Source organism: Pseudomonas sp. 8Z, assembly GCF_902506535.1.
In the GTDB taxonomy this organism is placed as follows: Bacteria; Pseudomonadota; Gammaproteobacteria; order Pseudomonadales; family Pseudomonadaceae; genus Aquipseudomonas.
Genome location: NZ_LR733827.1, coordinates 1607174 through 1627251, shown reverse-complemented (window position 1 = coordinate 1627251; position 20078 = coordinate 1607174). Strand labels below are relative to the sequence as shown.

At 63.8% G+C, this 20078-nt stretch carries 22 protein-coding genes, 1 pseudogene and 1 riboswitch; of the genes and pseudogenes, 15 read left to right on the top strand and 8 right to left on the bottom strand.

Going from position 1 to position 20078, the window contains the following annotated elements; all coding sequences use genetic code 11:
- Positions 1-67: 67 nt before the first annotated feature.
- From AERO9A_RS20390 to AERO9A_RS20380, 3 genes are read left to right on the top strand one after another with little or no spacing between them, the layout of a single operon-like run.
- Positions 68-1456 (top strand): MATE family efflux transporter, encoded by a 1389-nt coding sequence (locus AERO9A_RS20390; RefSeq protein ID WP_159973730.1) that lies wholly within the window; start codon positions 68-70, stop codon positions 1454-1456.
- A complete protein-coding gene (locus AERO9A_RS20385) occupies positions 1428-2456 on the top strand; it encodes a sensor domain-containing diguanylate cyclase (RefSeq protein ID WP_159973729.1) in 1029 nt (342 codons plus the stop codon). The genes AERO9A_RS20390 and AERO9A_RS20385 overlap by 29 nt, the downstream gene beginning before the upstream one ends.
- A gap of 23 nt (positions 2457-2479) precedes the next feature.
- Positions 2480-2935 (top strand): DUF2214 family protein, encoded by a 456-nt coding sequence (locus tag AERO9A_RS20380; RefSeq protein ID WP_159973728.1) that lies wholly within the window; start codon positions 2480-2482, stop codon positions 2933-2935.
- Between the two features lie 47 nt (positions 2936-2982).
- Here the strand turns inward: AERO9A_RS20380 and speA are convergent, their stop codons facing one another.
- From speA to AERO9A_RS20355, 5 genes are all read right to left on the bottom strand, one after another.
- Positions 2983-4896, bottom strand: coding sequence for an arginine decarboxylase (gene speA, locus AERO9A_RS20375; RefSeq protein WP_159973727.1), 1914 nt, complete (start codon positions 4894-4896; stop codon positions 2983-2985).
- Between the two features lie 120 nt (positions 4897-5016).
- Positions 5017-5388, bottom strand: coding sequence for a translation initiation factor Sui1 (locus AERO9A_RS20370; protein ID WP_003242637.1), 372 nt, complete (start codon positions 5386-5388; stop codon positions 5017-5019).
- A 305-nt stretch (positions 5389-5693) separates the two neighbouring features.
- Positions 5694-6566, bottom strand: coding sequence for a thioredoxin (trxA, locus tag AERO9A_RS20365; protein WP_159973726.1), 873 nt, complete (start codon positions 6564-6566; stop codon positions 5694-5696).
- 100 nt (positions 6567-6666) lie between these two features.
- A complete protein-coding gene (locus AERO9A_RS20360; RefSeq protein ID WP_159973725.1) occupies positions 6667-7326 on the bottom strand; it encodes a methyltransferase in 660 nt (219 codons plus the stop codon).
- Positions 7323-7751 carry a YbaY family lipoprotein gene (locus tag AERO9A_RS20355; protein ID WP_159973724.1) on the bottom strand — a complete coding sequence of 143 codons (429 nt, stop codon included), beginning with the start codon at positions 7749-7751 and terminating at the stop codon, positions 7323-7325. Before AERO9A_RS20355 ends, AERO9A_RS20360 begins: the two co-directional genes overlap by 4 nt.
- 99 nt (positions 7752-7850) lie before the next feature.
- Here AERO9A_RS20355 and nrdR point away from each other — a divergent pair, with 99 nt between their 5' ends.
- The 12 genes from nrdR to AERO9A_RS20295 all read left to right on the top strand — a co-directional run bounded on the left by nrdR (position 7851) and on the right by AERO9A_RS20295 (position 16803).
- On the top strand, positions 7851-8318 hold the full coding sequence (gene nrdR / locus AERO9A_RS20350) for a transcriptional regulator NrdR (protein WP_159973723.1): 468 nt from the start codon (positions 7851-7853) through the stop codon (positions 8316-8318).
- Positions 8315-9433 (top strand): bifunctional diaminohydroxyphosphoribosylaminopyrimidine deaminase/5-amino-6-(5-phosphoribosylamino)uracil reductase RibD, encoded by a 1119-nt coding sequence (gene ribD / locus AERO9A_RS20345; RefSeq protein WP_159973722.1) that lies wholly within the window; start codon positions 8315-8317, stop codon positions 9431-9433. The genes nrdR and ribD overlap by 4 nt, the downstream gene beginning before the upstream one ends.
- A 197-nt stretch (positions 9434-9630) precedes the next feature.
- Positions 9631-9785: riboswitch (FMN riboswitch) on the top strand.
- 124 nt (positions 9786-9909) lie between these two features.
- Positions 9910-10572, top strand: a complete 663-nt coding sequence (locus AERO9A_RS20340) for a riboflavin synthase (protein ID WP_159973721.1) — start codon at positions 9910-9912, stop codon at positions 10570-10572.
- An 11-nt stretch (positions 10573-10583) separates the two neighbouring features.
- On the top strand, positions 10584-11663 hold the full coding sequence (ribBA, locus tag AERO9A_RS20335) for a bifunctional 3,4-dihydroxy-2-butanone-4-phosphate synthase/GTP cyclohydrolase II (RefSeq protein WP_159973720.1): 1080 nt from the start codon (positions 10584-10586) through the stop codon (positions 11661-11663).
- Between the two features lie 136 nt (positions 11664-11799).
- Positions 11800-12276, top strand: coding sequence for a 6,7-dimethyl-8-ribityllumazine synthase (gene ribE / locus AERO9A_RS20330; RefSeq protein WP_074858119.1), 477 nt, complete (start codon positions 11800-11802; stop codon positions 12274-12276).
- On the top strand, positions 12273-12752 hold the full coding sequence (gene nusB, locus AERO9A_RS20325; RefSeq protein ID WP_159973719.1) for a transcription antitermination factor NusB: 480 nt from the start codon (positions 12273-12275) through the stop codon (positions 12750-12752). Before ribE ends, nusB begins: the two co-directional genes overlap by 4 nt.
- A 30-nt stretch (positions 12753-12782) precedes the next feature.
- Entirely contained in the window at positions 12783-13736 is a 954-nt protein-coding gene (thiL, locus tag AERO9A_RS20320; RefSeq protein WP_159973718.1) for a thiamine-phosphate kinase, read from the top strand.
- A gap of 15 nt (positions 13737-13751) precedes the next feature.
- Positions 13752-14279: a phosphatidylglycerophosphatase A gene (locus AERO9A_RS20315; protein ID WP_159973717.1), complete on the top strand. Its 528-nt coding sequence runs from the start codon at positions 13752-13754 to the stop codon at positions 14277-14279.
- A 3-nt stretch (positions 14280-14282) separates the two neighbouring features.
- Positions 14283-15002, top strand: a complete 720-nt coding sequence (locus tag AERO9A_RS20310) for an ABC transporter substrate-binding protein (protein ID WP_159973716.1) — start codon at positions 14283-14285, stop codon at positions 15000-15002.
- 17 nt (positions 15003-15019) lie between these two features.
- Complete coding sequence (locus AERO9A_RS20305) at positions 15020-15661, top strand: TIGR02281 family clan AA aspartic protease (protein ID WP_159973715.1); 642 nt, start codon at positions 15020-15022, stop codon at positions 15659-15661.
- A gap of 111 nt (positions 15662-15772) precedes the next feature.
- The gene (ribA, locus tag AERO9A_RS20300; protein ID WP_159973714.1) at positions 15773-16393 is read left to right on the top strand and encodes a GTP cyclohydrolase II; all 621 of its coding nucleotides are present in this window, start codon (positions 15773-15775) and stop codon (positions 16391-16393) included.
- A complete protein-coding gene (locus AERO9A_RS20295) occupies positions 16390-16803 on the top strand; it encodes an MFS transporter (protein ID WP_159973713.1) in 414 nt (137 codons plus the stop codon). The genes ribA and AERO9A_RS20295 overlap by 4 nt, the downstream gene beginning before the upstream one ends.
- A 402-nt stretch (positions 16804-17205) precedes the next feature.
- Here the strand turns inward: AERO9A_RS20295 and AERO9A_RS22985 are convergent.
- From AERO9A_RS22985 to dxs, 3 genes and pseudogenes are all read right to left on the bottom strand, one after another.
- A pseudogene (locus tag AERO9A_RS22985) lies at positions 17206-17494 on the bottom strand (methyl-accepting chemotaxis protein); the annotation flags it as partial.
- A gap of 364 nt (positions 17495-17858) precedes the next feature.
- Positions 17859-18041 (bottom strand): hypothetical protein, encoded by a 183-nt coding sequence (locus AERO9A_RS20285; RefSeq protein ID WP_159973712.1) that lies wholly within the window; start codon positions 18039-18041, stop codon positions 17859-17861.
- Positions 18042-18129: 88 nt separating this feature from the next.
- Positions 18130-20028, bottom strand: a complete 1899-nt coding sequence (dxs, locus tag AERO9A_RS20280) for a 1-deoxy-D-xylulose-5-phosphate synthase (protein ID WP_159973711.1) — start codon at positions 20026-20028, stop codon at positions 18130-18132.
- Between the last annotated feature and the right edge of the window lie 50 nt (positions 20029-20078).

Here is a 20078-nt window from a genome sequence, read left to right as displayed (position 1 = left end):
GCCAAGCCGGGCACACTCCGCCGAGGCGCCGTTCGTGCCTATAATCGGCGCTTTGCCGGAACCCCTCATGTCCGCCTTGCTCGATGCCTGGCGCCACGCTCCGACCCAACGCAAGGTCGGGGCACTGGCCGTGCCGATGATTCTCTCCAACCTCTCGGTGCCGCTGGTGGCGCTGGTCGATACCGCCGTGGTCGGCCATCTGCCGCACGCCCACCAACTGGCGGCAGTGGCGGTCGGCGGCAGCCTCTACACCCTTTTGACCTGGGCCATGGGTTTTCTGCGCATGGGCAGCACCGGCTTCGCCGCCCAGGCTGCAGGCCGCGAGGATGGCGGCGCGCTGCGTCAGGTGCTGCTGCAGGGGCTCGGTCTGGGGGTACTACTCGCCTTGCTGCTAAGCGTGCTGGCGCTGCCGTTCAGCGCAGCGGCGCTGAGTCTGATGCAGCCATCGGCCGAGTTGGATCAACTGGCCCGCGACTATTTCCAGATCCGCCTGTTCGGCTTGCCTGCCAGCCTGGCGACTTACGCGCTGATCGGCTGGTTGCTCGGCACGCAAAGCGCACGCGGCCCGCTGGCCATTCTGCTCACCGCTAATCTGCTCAACGTGACGCTGGATCTGCTGTTCGTGCTCGGCCTGGAATGGGGTGTGGCAGGTGCGGCCTGGGCCTCGGTGATCGCCGAATGGAGCGGCGCGCTAATCGGCTTGTGGCTGACTCGCGGCGCGCTGGCGCGCTACCCCGGCCAGCTCGACCTGACCGCGCTGCGCCGCTGGAGTAACTGGCGGCCGCTGTTGGCGGTCAACCGCGACATCTTCATCCGCACCCTGGCCCTGCAACTGGTGTTCTTCCTGATCACCGTGCAGGGCACGCGTCTGGGCGATACCACCGTGGCGGCCAATGCCCTGTTGCTCAACGGCCTGACCCTGACCGCCTACGCCCTGGACGGCCTGGCCCATGCCGTCGAGGCGCTGTGCGGGCATGCCCTCGGCGCGCGTGACCGCACCGCCTTGCGCCGCGCGTTGCTGGTGGCCGGCACCTGGTCGGTGCTGGCCAGCGCCTGCTTCGCCTTGTTCTTCCTAGTCGGCGGGCATGCGTTCGTGGCACTGCTGACCGATATCGCCGAGGTGCGCGAATTGGCAGGACAATTTCTGCCTTACCTGGCCGTGCTGCCATTACTGGCCGTCTGGAGTTATCTGCTCGATGGCCTGTTCATCGGCGCCACCCGCGCCCGTGAGATGCGCGATGCCATGCTCATCGCCCTGGTGCTGAGCCTACCCCTGGCGTGGCTGCTGCAAGGCTTGGGCAATCAAGGCCTGTGGCTGGCCTTTCTCGCCTTCATGAGCCTGCGAAGTCTGGTATTGGCTGGCTATGCTTGGGTTTTGAGTCACCGCGACCTGTGGCTCCCCCCGCCAGCAGAAGGAGAGATCGCCCATGCTCAGCGTGCCCGTACCCGCGAATGAAGCCGAACGCCAGGCAGCCCTGGATCGCCTGGAAGTGCTCGACACGCCCGCCGATCCCTGCCTGGACGCGATCACCCGTCTGGCGCGCGAACTATTCGGCGTGAAAACCGCGCTGATCAGCCTGGTCGACCGCGACCGCCAGTGGTTCAAGAGTCGCCAGGGTCTGGACGTGGCAGAGACTTCCCGCGACATCTCCTATTGCTCCTATGCGGTACTGGCCGACATGCCGCTGCTCATCGAGGACAGCGAGACGGATTCGCGCTTCGCCGACACCGACCTGGCCAAGAGCAACCCCGGCGCGCGCTTCTACGCCGGCTGGCCACTGCACGACGTCAGCGGCATGCCGCTGGGCACCCTGTGCCTGGCAGACCCGCACGTGCGACGACTCAATGCCCGGCAGAAATGTCAGCTACGCGATCTGGCTTACCTGGCCGAAGGCTATCTGCGTCTGCAGCACAGCTCGCAGCAGGCGCAGGAACTGCGCGACGCCCTCGACCGCGAACAGCGCAAAGGCATGCTCGACCCACTGACCCAACTGTGGAATCGCGCCGGGCTGCTGCACTTTCTGCCCCTGCAGAGAGCGGCCGCCGAACGCAGCGGCCTGCACCTGGGGCTGATCTACTGCGACCTCGATCACTTCAAGCAGGTCAACGACCGCCACGGCCACGATGGCGGCGACCGTGTGCTGTGGGAGAGCGCCAGACGCATGAGTGCGGCGGTCAGGCCGCAGGACGTGGTGACGCGTAACGGCGGCGAGGAATTCGTCATCCTCACCCAGGTGCATGGAGCCAAGGAGTTGCTGCAGATCGCCGAGCGCGTTCGCCTGGCCATCGCCGAACTGCCGATCACCCTCGACGACGCCGAACTGCAGCAGACCGTCAGCCTTGGCTGCACCCTGCTGGACAGCGGCGAAGACAGTGGCGATGCTCTCAAGCGCGCCGACCAGGCGCTGTATCGTGCCAAGAACGGCGGTCGCAACCGCAGCGAACTGGCCACCTGAACAGCCTCGACTCAGGAGCCCACATGGCCACGGCCTTCTTCGCTTACCTGCACTTCATCGCGATCTTCGTCCTGTTCGCCCTGCTCAGCATTGAGCACGTGCTGTTCAAGGCGCCACTGGACATCTCGCGCGCACGCAGCCTGATGATCACCGACATCGCCTACGGCATCTGCGCCGGTGTGGTGTTGCTGACAGGCGTGGCGCGGGTGCTGTGGTTCGGCAAGGGCGCCGCCTACTACCTGGGCAACGGTCTGTTCCACGCCAAGGTCGGCCTGTTCATCCTGATTACCCTGCTGTCGATCCTGCCGACCTGGGTGTTCTTCAACTGGCGCAACACCCTGCAGGCCGGCCAGGCGCCCACGCCCAGCCCGCGCCAGGTACGCCTGGTGACCTGGTGCATCCGCCTTGAGTTGCTGCTGTTGCTGGTGATGCCACTGCTGGCCGTGCTGATGGCGCGTGGCTACGGCGTGATTGGCTGAGCCTTTGCGAGCGCCTCAGCGTGCACTGAGGCGCCCGCAACGAGGTCTCACGACGACAGGTAAGACGAGCGAGTCAGGCCCAGACGCAGCGCATCGAGGAACTGGGTGCGCTCGCGCGCGCTGATCTTGGCCCCGGCGACCTTGTCGCGGTAGTGGGTCATCAGCTCCTCGGGCGACAGGTGCACGTAGCGCAGCATGTCTTCGATGGTGTCGTGGGTTTCGATGCCCGAGTGCAGCACTCGGCCGTCGGCACTCTGGAAGATGTTCACCGAGTCGGTGTCGCCGAACAGGTTATGCATGTCGCCGAGGATTTCCTGATAAGCGCCGACCAGGAAGATGCCCAGCACGTAGTCCTCTCCCTCGCGCACCTCGTGCACCGGCAGGCTGGTCTCGATGGACTGCTCGTCGACGTACTGGCGGATCTTGCCGTCCGAGTCGCAGGTCAGATCCTGCAACACGGCGCGGCGCAGCGGCTCCTCGTCCAGGCGCGACAGCGGCAGGATCGGCAGGATCTGGCCGATGGCCCAGGTGTCCGGCAGGCTCTGGAACACCGAGAAGTTGCAGATGTACTTGTCGGCCAGCTTGTCGTTGAGCTCGTCGAGCACCGCTCGGTGCGAGCGCTGACGCGCCTTGAGCTGGTTGTACAGGCGGCGGCAGATGGCGAAGTAGCACTGCTCGGCCAGCGCCTTCTGCGCCAGGCTCAGCTTGCCGGCCGAATACTGCGCGGCCACTTCCTCGATGTAGTGGGTGGCGCGCCAGTAGGTTTCGGCGACCATTTCCGGGTCACTGTCGTCGAGCAGTTCGATCAGCCAGCGCAACACCTCCGGCTGTTCTACCTCCTGGTCGATCTCCGGCACCTTGTCGTTGTGCCGCTCGACGTCGGTGACCTGCACCAGCAGCACGGCGTGGTGCGCGGTCATCGCCCGGCCGCTCTCGGAGAAAATGTGCGGATGGGGGATTTCCTGGCGGTCGCAGAATTCCTTGAGCATGTCGACTACGGCATCGGCGTAGTCCTGCATGTCGTAGTTGATCGAGCTGGCATTGCGCGAATGGGTGCCGTCGTAGTCCACGCCGAGGCCGCCGCCGACGTCGATGTGGTCGACCGGCAAGCCCATGGCGCGCAGCTCGCCGTAGTAACGGATGGCCTCGCGAAAGCCCTTGCGGTAGTCGGCGATGTTGGCGATCTGCGAGCCCATGTGGAAGTGCAGCAGGCGGATGCCCTGATCCAGCCCGGCGGCGCGGAAGCGCTCGACCACCGAGAGAAGTTGCGCGGCGGACAGGCCGAACTTGGACTTCTCGCCACCGGTGTCGGCCCACTTGGAAGATGCCAGCGAAGACAGGCGCACGCGCAGGCCGATCTGCGGGGCGACCTTGAGCTCGGCCGCTTCCTCGATCACCAGAGCGACTTCCGACTCTTTCTCGATGACGATGAACACGTTGTGGCCGAGCTTCTGCCCCACCAGCGCCAGGCGGATGAACTCGCGATCCTTGTAGCCGTTGCAGACGATGGTGCCGCCCTTGGGCGCCAGCGCCAGCACGGCCAGCAGCTCGGGCTTGGAGCCGGCTTCGAGGCCGATGGAGACGTTCTGCGTGGCGATGATGTTGTCGATCACCGCCTCCTGCTGGTTGACCTTGATCGGATACAGCGCGGTGTAGCGGCTCTGGTATTCCAGGCGCTCGATACTGGTGTCGAAGGCGCCGGTCAGGCGCCGCACGCGGTCTTGCAGGATGTCCGGGAAGCGCACCAAAAGCGGCAGCGACAGGCCGCTCTGACGCAGCTCCTCGACCTGCTGGCTGAGGTCGATGGGCTGGCTGTCCGGGCCGTTGGGGCGCACCTCGACGCGACCGGCATCATTGATCGAGAAATAGCCAGCCCCCCAGTGGCGAATGCCATAGACACTGCGGCTATCGGCTACGGTCCACTGGCTGCCGTCGTCTTTGCGGGTGCGTCGTGCGGACATCGGGTTCTCCCATGAGAAAGCCTGACCTTGCGGGTGGCCAGTTTAAAAATTATGAAAGCAGGATGACGTTTGCTCGGCGGTTGACCGCGCAAGCCTCATCGAAGTTTAGAAAAGGACGTTTCAGCCGCCGGACTTCTTCGCGGTAAAGCCGCGTTTGCTCAGTTCGGCGAGCAGCAGCTCGACGTGATCGCCCTGGATCTCGATGACTCCGTCCTTGAGCGCACCGCCGGTGCCGCAGCGCTTTTTCAGCGCGCTGGCCAGTTCCTTGAGCGGCTCCTCGGCCAGCGGCACGCCACTCACGGTGGTAACGGTCTTGCCGCCACGGCCCTTGGTTTCACGGCGTACGCGGGCAATGCCATCGCCCTCGGGGATGCGCGTCTGTTTGCAGATGCAGGCATCCACCGGCTGGTTGCAATCCGGGCAATGGCGACCGCCATCGGTGGAGTAGACGAGACCGCTCAAGGCGGAAAATGAAGAGGCTTTCTTGACCACCGGCTTGTCCTCGTAGGGGTCAGGATAGCGACTGGCTGAACAGGTTCAACCGAGAAGCCCCACTCAGGCAGGGGCAGCGCAGGCGGCCAGACGACCGCCGAAAAGGCCGCGCAGTGTAACGGCAAAGGCCGCACTTGCTAAGTATGGATTTGCGTCATTGTGCGGCACTTTGGCGACGCCCCATTCACTGTGCAGGGCGTATTGGCTGTGAGCCGGTATGGCCCGGAGGACTATTTGCTACGAGCGACCGAGGCTCCGCTTCGCTCGCTCGTGGCATCCCACTGCTCTTGCTTGTCGCTGCTTGGTCAGTAAATCGCCTGGTACAGCTTGCGGCGGTAGGCGGTGACCAGCGGGTGGTCGTTGCCAAGCAGGTCGAAGACTTGCAGCAGGGTCTTGTGCGGCAGACCTTCCTCATAGCTACGGTTACGCACGAACAGTTTGAGCAGGGCGTCCAGCGCGGCTTCGTACTGCTGGCGCGCCAGTTGCTGCACGGCGAGCTGATAGACCGCTTCGTCGTCCTCGGCATTCTGCGCCAGGCGACTCTTCAGCGTGGCGGCGTCCGGCAGGTCGGCGGCTTGGCGCAGAAAGGTCAGTTGCGCCTTGGCGCCAGCCAGTGCCTGTTTATGTTCGTCGCCCTTGACGGCGTTGAGTACCGCTTCGGCTTCGCCCAACTCGCCGCGCTCGGCCAGGCAGCGTGCGTAGAGAATCAGCGCGGCGGCGTTCTCATTGTTCTCGCTCAGTACTTGCTTGAGCAGCGCTTCGGCGTCGGCAAAACGGCCCTCGGTAAACAGCGCTTGAGCGGCTTCCAGCGGGTCGGCAGCGGCTGGCGCAGGCTCGGCGACATGCGGTTTGAGCATCTCGCGGATTGCCGCTTCCGGCTGGGCGCCGGCAAAACCGTCGACCGGCTGGCCGTCCTTGAACAGCACTACGGTGGGCAGGCTGCGAATACCGAAGCGCATGACGATGTCCTGCTCGATATCGCAGTTGACCTTGGCCAGCAGCAACTCACCGGCATATTCCTCGGTGATTTTCGCCAGCATCGGCATCAATGCCTTGCACGGCGCGCACCAGTCGGCCCAGAAGTCCACCAACACCGGCTTGTGGAAGGAATTCTCGATCACCAGTTGCTCGAAGTTGGCGGCGCCGGAGATGTCGAAGATGTAGGGAGAGTCGCTCATGGTCGGTCTCGAAAGGCTGGGCAATGGACTATTTATGTGGGCAGGCGGTTCGTGAAACAAGGGGGGCGCTGATGTGCCTGTTTCCCGGATTGCATCCGGGCTACGTCGGTCGGTGTGCATGATACAGGCTGACTTGGCGAAACTCGGCGGGTTCGGCCAGGTCCGGCCAGGTGCAGCCGTCGAGTAGGGCCAGGCGCTGGTACAGCGGATGTCGGAAGTCCTTGACCCGTGAGTCGGCCACCAGTGCTTCGCGGCCACGGCTGAGAAAGTGGTCGAGCAGCGGCAGGTTGGCGCGATCGTAGAGCACATCTGCCACCAGAATCAGATCGAAGCGATCGAGCTCGGTGAAGAAGTCCGCCGAGTAGCTCAGCGTCACCGCGTTTAGTTCGGCATTGGCGTGACAGGCGGCTAGCGCCAGCGGGTCGAGATCGCAGGCCACTACCTCGGCGGCGCCAGCCTTGGCTGCAGCGATGGCCGCCACGCCTGAGCCAGCGCCGAAATCCAGCACGCGCTTGCCACGTACCCACTCCGGGCGTTCGGCCAGCCAGCGTGCCAGCACCAGGCCGCTGGCCCAGCAGAAGCACCAGTAGGGCGGCTCTTCGAGGATGCGCCGGGTTTCCTCGGGGTTGAACGCGCGATCCATATTGCTGGCGTCGATCAGCCACAGGGCGATATCGGTGTGCGGCAAGGTTTCGGCGACCAGGCGAGCATCGCCGATTCGCTCGATCAAGGCGCTTTGCAGTGGCTGCGGCGCATTCATGGTGCCGGTACCAAATGCAGCGCGCCCAGGTTCTGGTCGTTCAGTTCGGCAATGGTGCGTGTCGGCAGGCGCTGCACCAGGCGCCCGGAGTGGCTGACGCGACCGCGCAGTTCGAGGCGTTGGCCGCTGGCTGACGCTGCTTCGGTAAATGGCAGGTGAAATGGCAACGGCGCACCGTCGCCGCGCAGGCGCACCTGGCCCAGCAGTTGGCGAGGCCGACCGCGCAGATCGACGGCAAGCAGGGCCAGCTCGACGTCGGCGCCGCTGGCTACGCCGAGCAGTTGTCCGTGCAGGCCGGGAGCCGTTGCGCTGACTGGCGCAGGGGTGGCGGCTGCAGGTGGCGCTGGCTCTGTTTCAGGCGCATGGGTGCAGGCGCTGAGCAGGGCGGCGAGGGCGAGAGTCAGGGTGGGTAAGTGTCGAATCATGGCGGTTGAGGCTCTTGAGGCAGGCCTGCATAGCTTAATTTGTCTTGCTGCTGCTATGCGCTACCATGACGCCTTTGCCGCCATTTGCCAGCATTTCCCATGCATTGTCCGTTCTGCGCCGCCAACGACACCAAAGTTATCGATTCGCGCCTGGTCGCCGAGGGCGGCCAGGTACGCCGCCGCCGTGAGTGCGTGGCCTGCGGTGAGCGTTTCACCACCTTCGAGACTGCCGAGCTGGTCATGCCGCGCCTGATCAAACAGGACGGTAGCCGCCAGCCTTTCGATGAGGACAAGCTGCGTGCCGGTATGCAGCGTGCGCTGGAAAAACGCCCGGTGAGCGTCGAGCGCCTGGAGGAGGCTATCGCTCGTATCAAGCAGCAATTGCGCGCTACCGGCGAGCGCGAGGTGAAGTCGCTGGTGCTCGGCGAGTTGGTGATGACCGAGCTGAGCAAGCTCGATGAAGTGGCCTATATCCGTTTCGCTTCGGTTTATCGGCGCTTTCAGGATCTCAACGAGTTTCGTGAAGAGATCGAGCGTCTGGCCCGTGAGCCGTCGAAAAGCCGATGAACGAACGCGATAACCTGTTTATGGCGCGCGCCCTCAAGCTGGCGCGCAAAGGTCTGTACTCCACCCATCCCAATCCGCGTGTCGGTTGCGTCATCGTCCGTGATGGGCAGATCGTCGGTGAAGGCTGGCATGCCTGTGCCGGTGAGCCGCACGCCGAGGTGCATGCGCTGCGCCAGGCCGGTGACAAGGCGCGTGGTGCCACCGCCTACGTCACGCTGGAACCCTGCAGCCACCATGGGCGCACGCCGCCTTGCGCCGATGGCTTGATCGCCGCTGGCGTCAGCCGGGTGGTCGCTGCCATGCAGGATCCCAACCCGCAGGTGGCGGGCAGTGGCCTGCAGCGTCTGCTGGAGGCTGGCATCGAGGTCAGCAGTGGCGTGCTGGAAAGTGAGGCGCGTGCACTCAATGCCGGTTTCATCAAACGCATGGAGCAGGGCCTGCCGTTCGTACGGGTCAAGTTGGCGATGAGTCTGGATGGGCGTACCGCCATGGCCAGTGGCGAAAGCCAATGGATCACCGGCCCGGCCGCGCGTGCCGAGGTGCAGCGTTTACGGGCGCAGGCCAGCGTGGTGCTCAGTGGCGCCGACACGGTGCTGGCCGATGATGCACGGCTGACCGTGCGCGCCGATGAGTTGGGCCTGGGCGCTGAGTTGACGGCCCTGGCGCAGCGCCGTCCGCCGTTGCGTGTGCTGGTCGACGGGCGCCTGCGGGTGCCATTGCACAAGGCATTCTTCCAGGCTGGCTCGGCGCTGGTCGCAACCTGTGCTGCGGCGGCTGCCCGTGACCGTTATCACGAGGATGGCCACGAGCTGTTGGCCGTACCGGGCAGCAATGGTCATGTGGATCTGCGCAAGTTGCTGCGTGAGCTGGCTGGGCGTGGTGTCAACGAGGTGTTGGTCGAGGCCGGGCCACGCTTGGTCGGGGCCTTCGCTCGTACCGGGCTAGTCGACGAGTACCGCATTTTCATGGCGCCGAAGCTGCTTGGCTCCAGTGCGCGGCCCTTGCTCGACCTGCCGCTCAATCGCATGGCCGAGGCGCCGGAACTGCAGATCCTCGATATTCGTGCGGTGGGCGAGGATTGGCAGATCACCGCAGTGCCCAAGGCGCGCAGCTAGCTCGCGCTGTTGGTAGGAGCGGATTTATCCGCGAAGAGGGCTGACGCCGACGCCGTCAGGGTCGCGAATGAAGCGCAACCCCGCCCGAGATCCGGCAAGCGCATGGGTATGCGCGACATCGCCGCAAACGGCTCGTACCTGCTGCATGCGGCGCAGCGATAAATATGGTAAAACGCCACGCGGCCCTTTGTTGGGCCGCACGTTCTCAGGGCGGGGTGCAACTCCCCACCGGCGGTAATGGTTCGTAGAACCTAGCCCGCGAGCGCTCGCCACGGCATCTGCCGCGCGAGGTCAAGCAGACCCGGTGCGATTCCGAGGCCGACGGTATAGTCCGGATAAAGAGAGAGCGGGATTCCCTCCTCGGGTGGCCTGTGTCTGCCCGTGAAATCCCTATCGATCGGCATTTGCCCTGTTTTTGACCAAAACAGGAGTTCATCCATGCTGTGCATCATCTTCAAGCGAGGTTCGGAGGGCGCATGTTCACCGGCATAATCGAAGCCATCGGCAGCATCCGCGCCATGACGCCCAAGGGCGGCGACGTGCGTGTCTACGTGGCCACCGGCAAACTCGATCTGGGCGACGTCAAGCTCGGCGACAGCATCGCCGTCAATGGTATCTGCCTGACCGCCGTTGAGCTGCCTGGCGACGGCTTCTGGGCCGATGTCAGCCGCGAGACGCTGGCGCGTACCGCCTTCGTCGACCTCAAGCCTGGCAGCTCGGTCAATCTGGAAAAAGCCCTGACGCCCACCAGCCGCCTCGGCGGGCACCTGGTCAGCGGTCACGTCGATGGCGTCGGCGAAATCGTCTCGCGCGCCGATAACGCCCGCGCCGTGCAGTTCAAGGTGCGCGCCCCGCGCGAGCTGGCCAAGTACATCGCGCACAAGGGCTCGATTACCGTCGACGGCACCAGCCTGACCGTCAACGCCATCGATGGCGCCGAGTTCGAGCTGACCATCGTGCCGCATACGTTGGCCGAAACCATCATGGTCGACTACCAGGCCGGGCGTAAGGTCAACCTCGAAGTGGATCTGCTGGCGCGTTACCTGGAGCGTCTGCTGCTCGGTGACAAGGCTGCCGAACCCAAGGCCTCGGGCCTGACCGAAAGCTTTCTGGCTGAACACGGCTACCTGAATAAGTGAGATGCGCCGCTATGGCTCTGAATACCGCTGAAGAACTGATCGAAGATATCCGCGCCGGCAAAATGGTCATCCTCATGGATGACGAGGACCGCGAGAACGAAGGCGACATCATCGTCGCCTCCGAATGCGTTACCGCTGAGCACATCAACTTCATGGCCCGCTTTGCCCGTGGCCTGATTTGCATGCCGATGACCCGCGAGCGCTGCGAGCTGCTCAATCTGCCGCTGATGGCGCCGCGCAACGGCTCGGGTTTTGGCACCAAGTTCACCGTTTCCATCGAGGCCGCCGAGGGCGTGACCACCGGCATTTCCGCCGCTGACCGGGCGCGTACCGTGCAGGCTGCCGTGGCGCGTAACGCCGTGGCTGAGGATATCGTCAGCCCCGGTCACATTTTTCCGCTGATGGCGCAACCCGGTGGTGTGCTGGCGCGTGCCGGCCATACCGAGGCGGCCTGCGACCTGGCGCGCATGGGTGGTTTCGAGCCGAGCGGGGTGATCTGCGAGATCATGAACGACGACGGCACCATGGCGCGTCGCCCGGAACTGGAGAAATTCGCCGAGCAGCATGGCCTGAAGATCGGCACTATCGCTGATCTGATTCACTACCGCCTGATCCACGAGCGCACGGTCGAGCGTATCAGCGAACAACCCCTGGATACCGAACTGGGCCAGTTCAACCTGGTGACCTACCGCGATGGCGTGGAGAACACCGCGCACATGGCGCTGACTCTGGGCACGCTCTGCGCCGAAGAGCCGACCCTGGTGCGCGTGCATAACATGGATCCGCTGCGCGACCTGTTCCTGGTCAACCAGCCGGGGCGTTGGAGCATGCGTGCGGCCATGGCCGAAGTGGCCAAAGCCGGCAGCGGTGTGGTGCTGTTGCTCGGCAACCCGCTGACCGGGCCTGAGTTGCTGTCGTTGCTGGGGCGTCAACAGTCGAGCACGCCAGCAACCTACAGCACGGTCGGTGCCGGTTCGCAGATCCTGCGTGACCTCGGCGTGCGCAAGATGCGCCTGATGAGTTCGCCGATGAAGTTCAACGCGATATCCGGCTTTGATCTCGAGGTTGTAGAATACCTGCCGGCTGATTAAGGGGCGGCTGGAGAAGCCGCGCCTGTTGACCCTCTCCCATTGCCGGGGGAGGGCTGCAAAGCCCGCTCCCCAGGGAGCACGGATTTTATTTTCGGGGCCAAACCGCCCCGGCTCTTTAACCCATGTGAGACCCGTCATGACCCTGAAGACCATCGAAGGTACCTTCATCGCCCCGCAGGGCAAATACGCCCTGGTGGTAGGCCGTTTCAACAGCTTCGTCGTCGAGAGTCTGGTCAGTGGCGCCATCGACGCCCTGGTACGTCACGGCGTGCAGGAAAGCGATATCACCATCATCCGTGCACCGGGTGCCTTCGAGATTCCGCTGGTGACTCAGAAGGTTGCTCAGCGTGGCGAGTACGCGGCGATCATCGCCCTCGGCGCGGTCATCCGTGGCGGCACGCCGCACTTCGAATACGTCGCTGGCGAGTGCACCAAGGGTCTGGCTCAAGTCTCCATGGAATACGGCGTACCGGTCGCCTTCGGTGTACTGACCGTCGACTCCATCGAGCAAGCCATTGAGCGTTCCGGCACCAAAGCCGGTAACAAAGGTGCTGAGGCTGCGCTGTCTGCCCTGGAAATGGTCAGTCTGCTGGCGCAGTTGGAGGCCAAGTGAGCAATTCCGGCAATGGCCAACCGGCCAAAAAAGGCCCCAGTGGCAAGATCCTGGCGCGCCGCGAAGCCCGCACCCTGGCCATGCAAGCTCTGTATTCCTGGCATATCGCCGGGCAGCCGCTGAATGAGATCGAAGCGCAGTTCCGCGTCGACAACGATTTCAGCAAGGTCGACGGGGCCTACTTCCACGAGATTCTGCACGGCGTACCGCGCAACAAAACTGAGCTAGACGAAGCTTTCGCGCCTTTGCTCGATCGCCCCTTGGAAGACATGGATCCGGTGGAACTGGCCATTCTGCGTCTGTCCACCTACGAGCTGATGCACCGCGTAGACGTGCCTTACAAGGTGGTGATCAACGAGGGTATCGAGCTGGCCAAGGTCTTCGGCGCTACCGACGGGCACAAGTTCGTCAATGGTGTTCTGGACAAACTGGCGCCCAAGCTGCGCGCAGCGGAAGTCGGCGCGAACAAGCGTTGAGCCTGTTAGTCCTGGCGCTAGGAGTGGGCCGTGGGTGAGTTCGAGCTGATCCAGCGCTACTTCGCCGCTGCCCCCTGTGCGCAGGGGGGCGATGGCGTGGTGGGCGGTATCGGCGACGACTGCGCGCTGTTGGCGTTGCCGCCCGGTGAGCAACTGGCGGTGTCCACCGACACCCTGGTGGCCGGGGTGCATTTCCCTAGCGTCTGCGATCCTTTTCTGCTGGGTCAGCGTGCCCTGGCGGTTGCCGCCAGTGATCTCGCCGCGATGGGCGCGATGCCTATGGCCTTTACGCTGGCGCTGACTCTCGACCAGGCCGACGCCGCGTGGCTGGAAGCTTTTGCCAGTGGGCTGCAGCACATGGCTGCAGCTTGTGCGCTGGCGCTGGTAGGCGGCGATACCACCCGTGGCCCGTTGAGTTTGACTCTGACCGTATTTGGCCGTGTGCCTGTTGCTCAGGCGCTAACGCGTGCGGGTGCGCGCGTGGGCGATCTGCTCTGCGTCGGTGGCGCACTGGGCGATGCTGCCGGTGCCTTGCCGCTGGTGCTCGGCCAGCGCGAAGCCGCAGCAGAAATAGCGGCTCCCTTGCTGGCGCGCTATTGGTCGCCTATGCCGCAATTGGCGCTGGGGCAGGCCTTGCGTGGGCAGGCGACGGCTGCCCTGGACATCTCCGATGGTTTGTTGGCCGACTGCGGGCATATTGCCAAGGCATCGCACGTGGCTTTGCAGGTCGAAGCGCAGCGAATCCCGCAGTCTGCTGCCTTGCGCGCGCTGGCAGGCCAGGAGGGGGCGTTGTCCTGCGCCTTGTCTGGTGGTGACGATTACCGATTGCTCTTTACCTTGCCGCCTGAGCGGTTGTCTGGCATTCAGGCTGACTGGCCTGACGTGCGCGTGATTGGCCAGGTGGTTGCCGGCCACGGCGTGCACCTGTTGGATGCGGCCGGGCAGGCCATCGACGTGCCGCAGCGCGGCTACCAACATTTCTGACACAGCGGAGTGCGTGTGACCGATCACCCCAAACAGGTTCCCGCCGAATACGTGCCTCCTTCGGTATGGCGTAATCCCTGGCATTTTCTGGCCTTCGGTTTCGGCTCCGGCACTCTGCCCAAGGCTCCCGGTACGTGGGGCTCGTTGGTGGCGTTGCCGTTCGTGCCGCTGTGGCAGATGCTGCCCGATTGGGGCTACTGGCTGATGCTCGGGGTGACCATGCTGTTCGGCTTCTGGCTGTGCGGCAAGGTGGCCGATGATCTGCGTGTGCATGACCACGAGGGCATCGTCTGGGATGAGATGGTCGGCATGTGGATCACTCTGTGGTTGGTGCCAGAGGGCTGGGTCTGGCTGGCGCTGGGCTTTCTCATGTTCCGCCTGTTCGATATCGTCAAACCTTGGCCGATTCGCTGGATCGACCGCCATGTGCATGGTGGTGTCGGCATCATGCTCGATGATGTGATCGCGGGTGTATTCGCCTGGCTGGCGATGCAAGGGCTGGTTTGGAGCTGGGCCCGCTATGGCTGGTTATTGGGGCTCTAGGCCATGAAACATTGGTGGCTGACCCTGCTGCTGATTTTTGTGTGTGTGCCGTTGGCGCGGGCGAACGGGCAGACGAGCGATATCCATATCGTCAGCGAAATCTGGCGCGACTACAGCAATGCCGATGGCAGCGGTCTGGCCTGGGATGTGCTGCGCAAGGTGTTTGAACCGGCTGGGTTGCGCCTGCGGATTCAAAGCGTGCCTTACACGCGTTCTGTCGGTCTGGTGCAGCGCGGCGAAGCCGATGCCTGGGTTGGCGCCTACCGTGATGAAGTCGATAAGGCCATTTACCCCAAATGGCACTATGACAACGACCATGTCGTCGCCTTGGGGCTCGTGAACACGCCCGTGCCGAGCTTGGCGAACCTGAACCAATATCGCCTGGCCTGGATGCACGGTTACGGTTTCCAGAAATACCTGCCCAATGTGCGCGAATACCGGGAAGTGCAGCGTCGTAACGGTATCCTCGGTATGCTCGAACTCGGTTACGCGGATCTGTATATCGACTCGATAACCGAGGTAGAGGACGTGCTCCGTACTGCGCCCAAACCCTATAGTTACCGCGTGACCGCGCTGACTGATTTGCCGTTGTTGCTTGGTTTCTCTGCAACACCGCGCGGGCGTCAGTTGGCTGCTGTCTTCGATCAGCGCATGGCTCATCTAGTGGCCAGCGGTGAGCTGCGGCCTATCTTCGAGCGCTGGCAACAACCTTATCCGTTCTGAGTCTGGAGGCTGTCTCTATGTCGCGTCGTGCCCTTTTCGCCCTTTCGTTACTGGGCGCTGCGAGCGTGAGCCTGGCCGCCCAGGTGCAGGTGGTCGGGCTGTTTCCTGGTGCGGCGGTGATCAATGTCGACGGCCAGCGCAAGCTGGTGCGTGAGGGGCAGGTGGGCCCAGGCGGGGTGAGCGTGGTGCGTGTCGACAAGCAGGGGGCGATTTTGCGTGTCGATGGCGTCGAGCGTCTTTATCCTCTGGGCCGCGAATACAGTGGTGGCTTTGCCGAGCCGGTGAAGAAACGCCTGAGCATTGCCAAAGGGCAGGGCGGGCACTACTGGATTACAGGTTCGATCAATAGCAACAGTGTGCCGTTTCTGGTCGATACCGGCGCCACTTCGGTCGCCCTCAACGAAGGCCAGGCGCGTCGTCTGGGGATCGACTTTCGCGTCAGCGGTCAGCCGCTTACGGTCAATACCGCCAGTGGTACGGCGCGTGGCTGGCGGGTCAAGCTGGATCGGGTCAAAGTTGGCGATATCGAGGTGCTGGGTGTCGAGGCTGTGGTGCTGGAGGGCGGTGCGCCTACTGAGGCTTTGCTGGGAATGAGCTTTCTTGGACGCGTGAGCTGGCGTGAGGAGCAAGGCATGCTGGTGCTGGAATCGAAGATTTAAGCTCGATATTGGCCGTTTCGATGCCGATGATCGGCAATTCAAACTGACCCGTCGTTGGGGCCTGCTGGTACAATGCCGTCCCTGTTTCGTATTCATTGCCAGGAGCATTCGGTGTCCGTCGTGTTCGTCGCCGCCTCCCAACTGCCTACCCCCTTCGGCATCTTCACCATGCATGGTTTCCTCGATGAGGCGACTGGCAAGGAGCATGTCGCTCTCACCTTTGGTGACGTCGCCAGTGGCGAGCCGGTGCTTGGACGCCTGCACTCCGAGTGTCTGACCGGTGATGCCTTGTTCAGTCTGCGTTGCGATTGCGGCGCCCAGCTCGAAGCAGCCCTGCAGGCGATTGCCGAAGAGGGGCGTGGGGTGTTGCTCTATCTGCGTCAGGAAGGGCGTGGTATCGGTCTGCTCAACAAGATCCGCGCCTATGAGCTGCAGGATGCTGGCGCCGATACCGTCGAGGCCAACGAACGCCTGGGCTTCGGTGCCGACCAGCGCGATTACGCCATCTGCCTGCCGATGCTCGAACACCTGGGCATCAACAGCCTCAAGCTGATGACCAATAACCCGCGCAAGGTGAAGGCGCTGGAAGGCTTCGGTCTGCGCGTGGCCGAGCGCAAGCCGCTGCAGGTGGGGCAGAACCCGCACAATCGCAAATACCTCGCGACCAAGGCTGGCAAGCTCGGGCACATGCTCGGCAACCTGCATCAGGGTGAGGCCGAGGAGACCGTGTGACGCGCGCTCAGGTCAAGCGGCGTCTCGCTCTGGCCTGGTGGCGGCAACTGGGTGTGGCCGTGGCGCCGGTACTGGTCTTCAACCTGCTGTTCGGCGATGGCGAACCATCGGTGTTGGCCATGCCGTTGTTCGTGGCGGGCATGGCGGCGATGTTTCTTAGCCTGCCGCTGTTCCATGCTTACAAGCGTGCGCTGATTGCTACGGGGAAGGCGCTCGATACGGTCGAGGAGTCGGCCGCTTGGCTTGAGCTTGACCGTGTGCGCCTGCGTGCCTTGCTCGGCGCGGCAGCGCCAGCCTGGATTGCCGCTCTAGCGGTGTTCGCCGGGCTCGAAGCAGTACCGCTGGTACTGCTGACCTTCTCCAGCATTGTCATTCATCTGCTTTACCGTATCCCGCGCCAGCTTGCCTGAACGCATCGTCGGCGCGCTCTAGCGTAGCGCCCAGGTTTGCGCTTGGGCTGCACGCGCGCGTACGCCGGGGTTCTCTGCCGAGCGCTCCTGACGGTTGAGACGGCTGGCGGTCTTGTGCAGGTCGAGCACTGAGCTGCCTGCAACGTCTCGGTGGCGCTGTGACTGCTGCGCTCGGCTGCGCCTGTTATGGCTTGCGCCTGCTCACTCACGGCTCGGGCCTGCTGCAGTTGCTCCTGCATGCTCTGGCTGAGCTGTCCGAGGCGTTGCTGCATGGCTTGCACCTCACTCTGGATGCGCGCCAGTGCGGCATTGGCTTCGTCTGAGCGATCGACGCTGCGCCTGGCCTCTGCATGCCATGCATGGTGTCGAGCGTCTGTTGGCGCACGCCGCTCAGCGTGCTGGCGATTTCCTGGGTGGCCTGGGCCGTGCGCTGGGCCAGGTTGCGCACTTCATCGGTGACCACGGCGAAACCGCGCCCACTGTCGCCAGCGCGCGCCGCTTCGATTGCGGCATTGAGGGTCAGCAGGTTGGTCTGGTCGGCGATGCTGCGAATCGATTCGCTGATGTGCTGAACCGCTTCGGTCTGCCGATTGAGCGCCTGTAGCGCGGTGCTGGATTGCTCGATACGTGCGGCCAGTTGCGCGACATCCTGAGCATTTTGCTGCACGGCTGCGCTGCCCTGTTCGGTCATTGTCATGGCCAGACGTGAAGCGCGCTCATTGTCGAGGATGTGCTCGGTGGCCTCACTGATGTTGTGCTTGACCTCGTCCATCGCCTGGGCGGCGGACAAGGCGGCTGCCTGGCCTTGGGCGGCGTATTGGCTGGCAGCTTGCGCTGTGTGGCCGAGGCTTGCGGCAAGGGCTTTGGGTCGTAGCGCTTGCCTTGCTGTGAGGCGTGAGTGGAGGCGAGGATGACGCCATCAGTGCCGACCACGAACAGTTCGGCGATTTCCGGCATGTTGCGCCGCGCCTGTTCAAGGCTTTCAGCGTGGGTTACGGGCCATGCCGCTGCCAGGGCATCTGCAATCAGTTTCAGCGCTTGCCAGTGCTGACGCGTCAGTTCTCCAGCAGTTCAACCCGGCTGCGGGCAAGACCGTTGAAGGTCTTTTCGACCTGTGCCGTCTGCCCGGCATTGAGCAGGCATGACCAGCGCATGGCCAGCTTGCCGGTCTTGCCGAGCCAAGGTAACCAGCGCCGTTCGCTGCCGTGAAAATCCATATCGTGACTGCGTAACGGCATGGTTATCCCCCTCTGTTGGCCGCTCGACGATCCTGTGTCGTCTCAGCGTAGCCTAGTCGCTTAGCAACTATGGTGCCGAAGGGGGTATTTAGTCTTTTAGGCGCTTGAGTACGGCATGTTCGATACCGTTCGCGTCCAGACCGCACTCGGCGAGCATCTGGCTGGGCTTGGCATGTTCGACGTAATAGTCGGGCAGGCCGAGATGCAGCATTGGCACTTGGCGGTTTTCAGCCGCGAAAAATTCGCTGACTGCGCTGCCTGCACCGCCCATGATGCTGTTTTCTTCGAGGGTCACCAGCAGTTCATGGTTGCTAGCCAGCTCGCGTAGCAGGGCTTCGTCCAGCGGTTTGACGAAGCGCATGTCGACGACGGTGGCGTCCAGTTTCTCGGCAACTTGCAGGGCTTCGGCCAGTTGCACGCCGAAAACCAGGAGGGCGACGCGTTGGCCTTGACGACGCACTACCGCACGGCCGATCTCCAGGGGCAGCAGGCCCGCGTCGAGCGTTGCATTGGGGCCGCTGCCGCGTGGGTAACGCACGGCCGCCGGGCCGTTGAACAGGTGGCCGGTGGTCAGCATGCGGCGCAGCTCGTTTTCGTCGCTCGGCGTCATCACCAGCATGCCGGGGATGCAGCGCAGGTACGACAGATCGAAACTGCCAGCGTGGGTCGGGCCGTCTTCGCCGACCAGCCCGGCGCGGTCGATGGCGAACAGTACGTCGAGGTTCTGTACGGCGACGTCGTGGATCAACTGGTCATAGGCGCGCTGGAGGAAGGTGGAGTAGATCGCCACTACCGGCTTGGCGCCTTCGCAGGCCATGCCGGCCGCCAGGGTCACGGCATGCTGCTCGGCAATCGCCACGTCGAAGTAGCGCTCGGGGAAGCGCTCGCTGAAGGCCACCAGATCCGAGCCTTCCTTCATCGCCGGGGTGATGCCGACCAGGCGCGCGTCCTGCTCGGCCATGTCGCACAACCACTGGCCGAACACGTTGGAGTATTTCGGGCCACTCGGCCGCTTCGGGCTAGAGAGCGGTGCGGCTACCGGCGTCACCGGCTCCAGCTTGGTGATGGCGTGGTAGCCGATGGGGTCGGCTTCGGCTGGGGCGAAGCCCTTGCCCTTCTTGGTCACCACATGCAGGAACTGCGGGCCGTCAAGATCGCGCATATTGCGCAGAGTGGCCAGCAGGGTAGGCAGGTCGTGGCCGTCGATGGGGCCGACGTAGTTCCAGCCCAGTTCCTCGAACAGGGTGCCGGGCACCAGCATGCCCTTGGCGTGTTCCTCGACCTTGCGCGCGATTTCCCAGGCGCCGGGCAGGCGCGAGAGGATCTTCTTGCTGCCCTCACGCATGCTGGCGTAGGTGCGGCTGGAGATGATCTTGGCCAGGTAGTTGGACAGACCGCCGACGTTCTTGGAGATCGACATGTCGTTGTCGTTGAGGATCACCAGCATGTTGGCGTTGACTTCTGTGGCATGGTTGAGCGCCTCGAAGGCCATGCCGGCGGTCAGTGCGCCGTCGCCGATCACTGCCACGCTCTTGCGCTTCTCGCCTTTCAGGCGGGCGGCGATGGCCATGCCCAGCGCTGCGCTGATGCTGGTGCTGGAGTGGCCAACGCCGAAGGTGTCGTACTCGCTCTCGCTGCGCCGTGGGAAGGCGGCCAGGCCATCCTTTTGACGCAACGTGCCCATGCGCTCGCGACGGCCGGTGAGGATCTTGTGCGGGTAGGCCTGGTGGCCGACGTCCCACACCAGACGGTCATCAGGGGTGTCGAAGACGTAGTGCAAGGCGATGGTCAGTTCGATCACGCCCAGGCCGGCACCGAAGTGCCCGCCGCTCTGGCCAACGCTGTAGAGCAGGTATTGGCGCAGTTCGTCAGCGAGGGTTTCCAGGTCCGCTTCGGCCAGGCGGCGCAGTTCGTCCGGCGTGTTGGCGCTGTCGAGCAGCGGCGTCAACGGGCGCTCGCGGGGGATCTCGTGGAAAGTGGTCGGCATCAGGCGAATCGTTATAGGTGTAAAAGATGCGGCAGTTTACCTGATGCCAG

What these genes read in the sequence shown, in the direction of transcription:
- AERO9A_RS20390 (WP_159973730.1), top strand. Translation starts at nt 68, where the DNA reads ATGTCCGCCTTGCTCGATGCCTGGCGCCACGCTCCGACCCAACGCAAG.
- AERO9A_RS20385 (WP_159973729.1), top strand. Translation starts at nt 1,428, where the DNA reads ATGCTCAGCGTGCCCGTACCCGCGAATGAAGCCGAACGCCAGGCAGCC.
- AERO9A_RS20380 (WP_159973728.1), top strand. Translation starts at nt 2,480, where the DNA reads ATGGCCACGGCCTTCTTCGCTTACCTGCACTTCATCGCGATCTTCGTC.
- speA (WP_159973727.1), bottom strand. Translation starts at nt 4,896, where the DNA reads ATGTCCGCACGACGCACCCGCAAAGACGACGGCAGCCAGTGGACCGTA.
- trxA (WP_159973726.1), bottom strand. Translation starts at nt 6,566, where the DNA reads ATGAGCGACTCTCCCTACATCTTCGACATCTCCGGCGCCGCCAACTTC.
- AERO9A_RS20360 (WP_159973725.1), bottom strand. Translation starts at nt 7,326, where the DNA reads ATGAATGCGCCGCAGCCACTGCAAAGCGCCTTGATCGAGCGAATCGGC.
- AERO9A_RS20355 (WP_159973724.1), bottom strand. Translation starts at nt 7,751, where the DNA reads ATGATTCGACACTTACCCACCCTGACTCTCGCCCTCGCCGCCCTGCTC.
- nrdR (WP_159973723.1), top strand. Translation starts at nt 7,851, where the DNA reads ATGCATTGTCCGTTCTGCGCCGCCAACGACACCAAAGTTATCGATTCG.
- ribD (WP_159973722.1), top strand. Translation starts at nt 8,315, where the DNA reads ATGAACGAACGCGATAACCTGTTTATGGCGCGCGCCCTCAAGCTGGCG.
- AERO9A_RS20340 (WP_159973721.1), top strand. Translation starts at nt 9,910, where the DNA reads ATGTTCACCGGCATAATCGAAGCCATCGGCAGCATCCGCGCCATGACG.
- ribBA (WP_159973720.1), top strand. Translation starts at nt 10,584, where the DNA reads ATGGCTCTGAATACCGCTGAAGAACTGATCGAAGATATCCGCGCCGGC.
- ribE (WP_074858119.1), top strand. Translation starts at nt 11,800, where the DNA reads ATGACCCTGAAGACCATCGAAGGTACCTTCATCGCCCCGCAGGGCAAA.
- AERO9A_RS20310 (WP_159973716.1), top strand. Translation starts at nt 14,283, where the DNA reads ATGAAACATTGGTGGCTGACCCTGCTGCTGATTTTTGTGTGTGTGCCG.
- AERO9A_RS20305 (WP_159973715.1), top strand. Translation starts at nt 15,020, where the DNA reads ATGTCGCGTCGTGCCCTTTTCGCCCTTTCGTTACTGGGCGCTGCGAGC.
- AERO9A_RS20285 (WP_159973712.1), bottom strand. Translation starts at nt 18,041, where the DNA reads ATGCCGTTACGCAGTCACGATATGGATTTTCACGGCAGCGAACGGCGC.
- dxs (WP_159973711.1), bottom strand. Translation starts at nt 20,028, where the DNA reads ATGCCGACCACTTTCCACGAGATCCCCCGCGAGCGCCCGTTGACGCCG.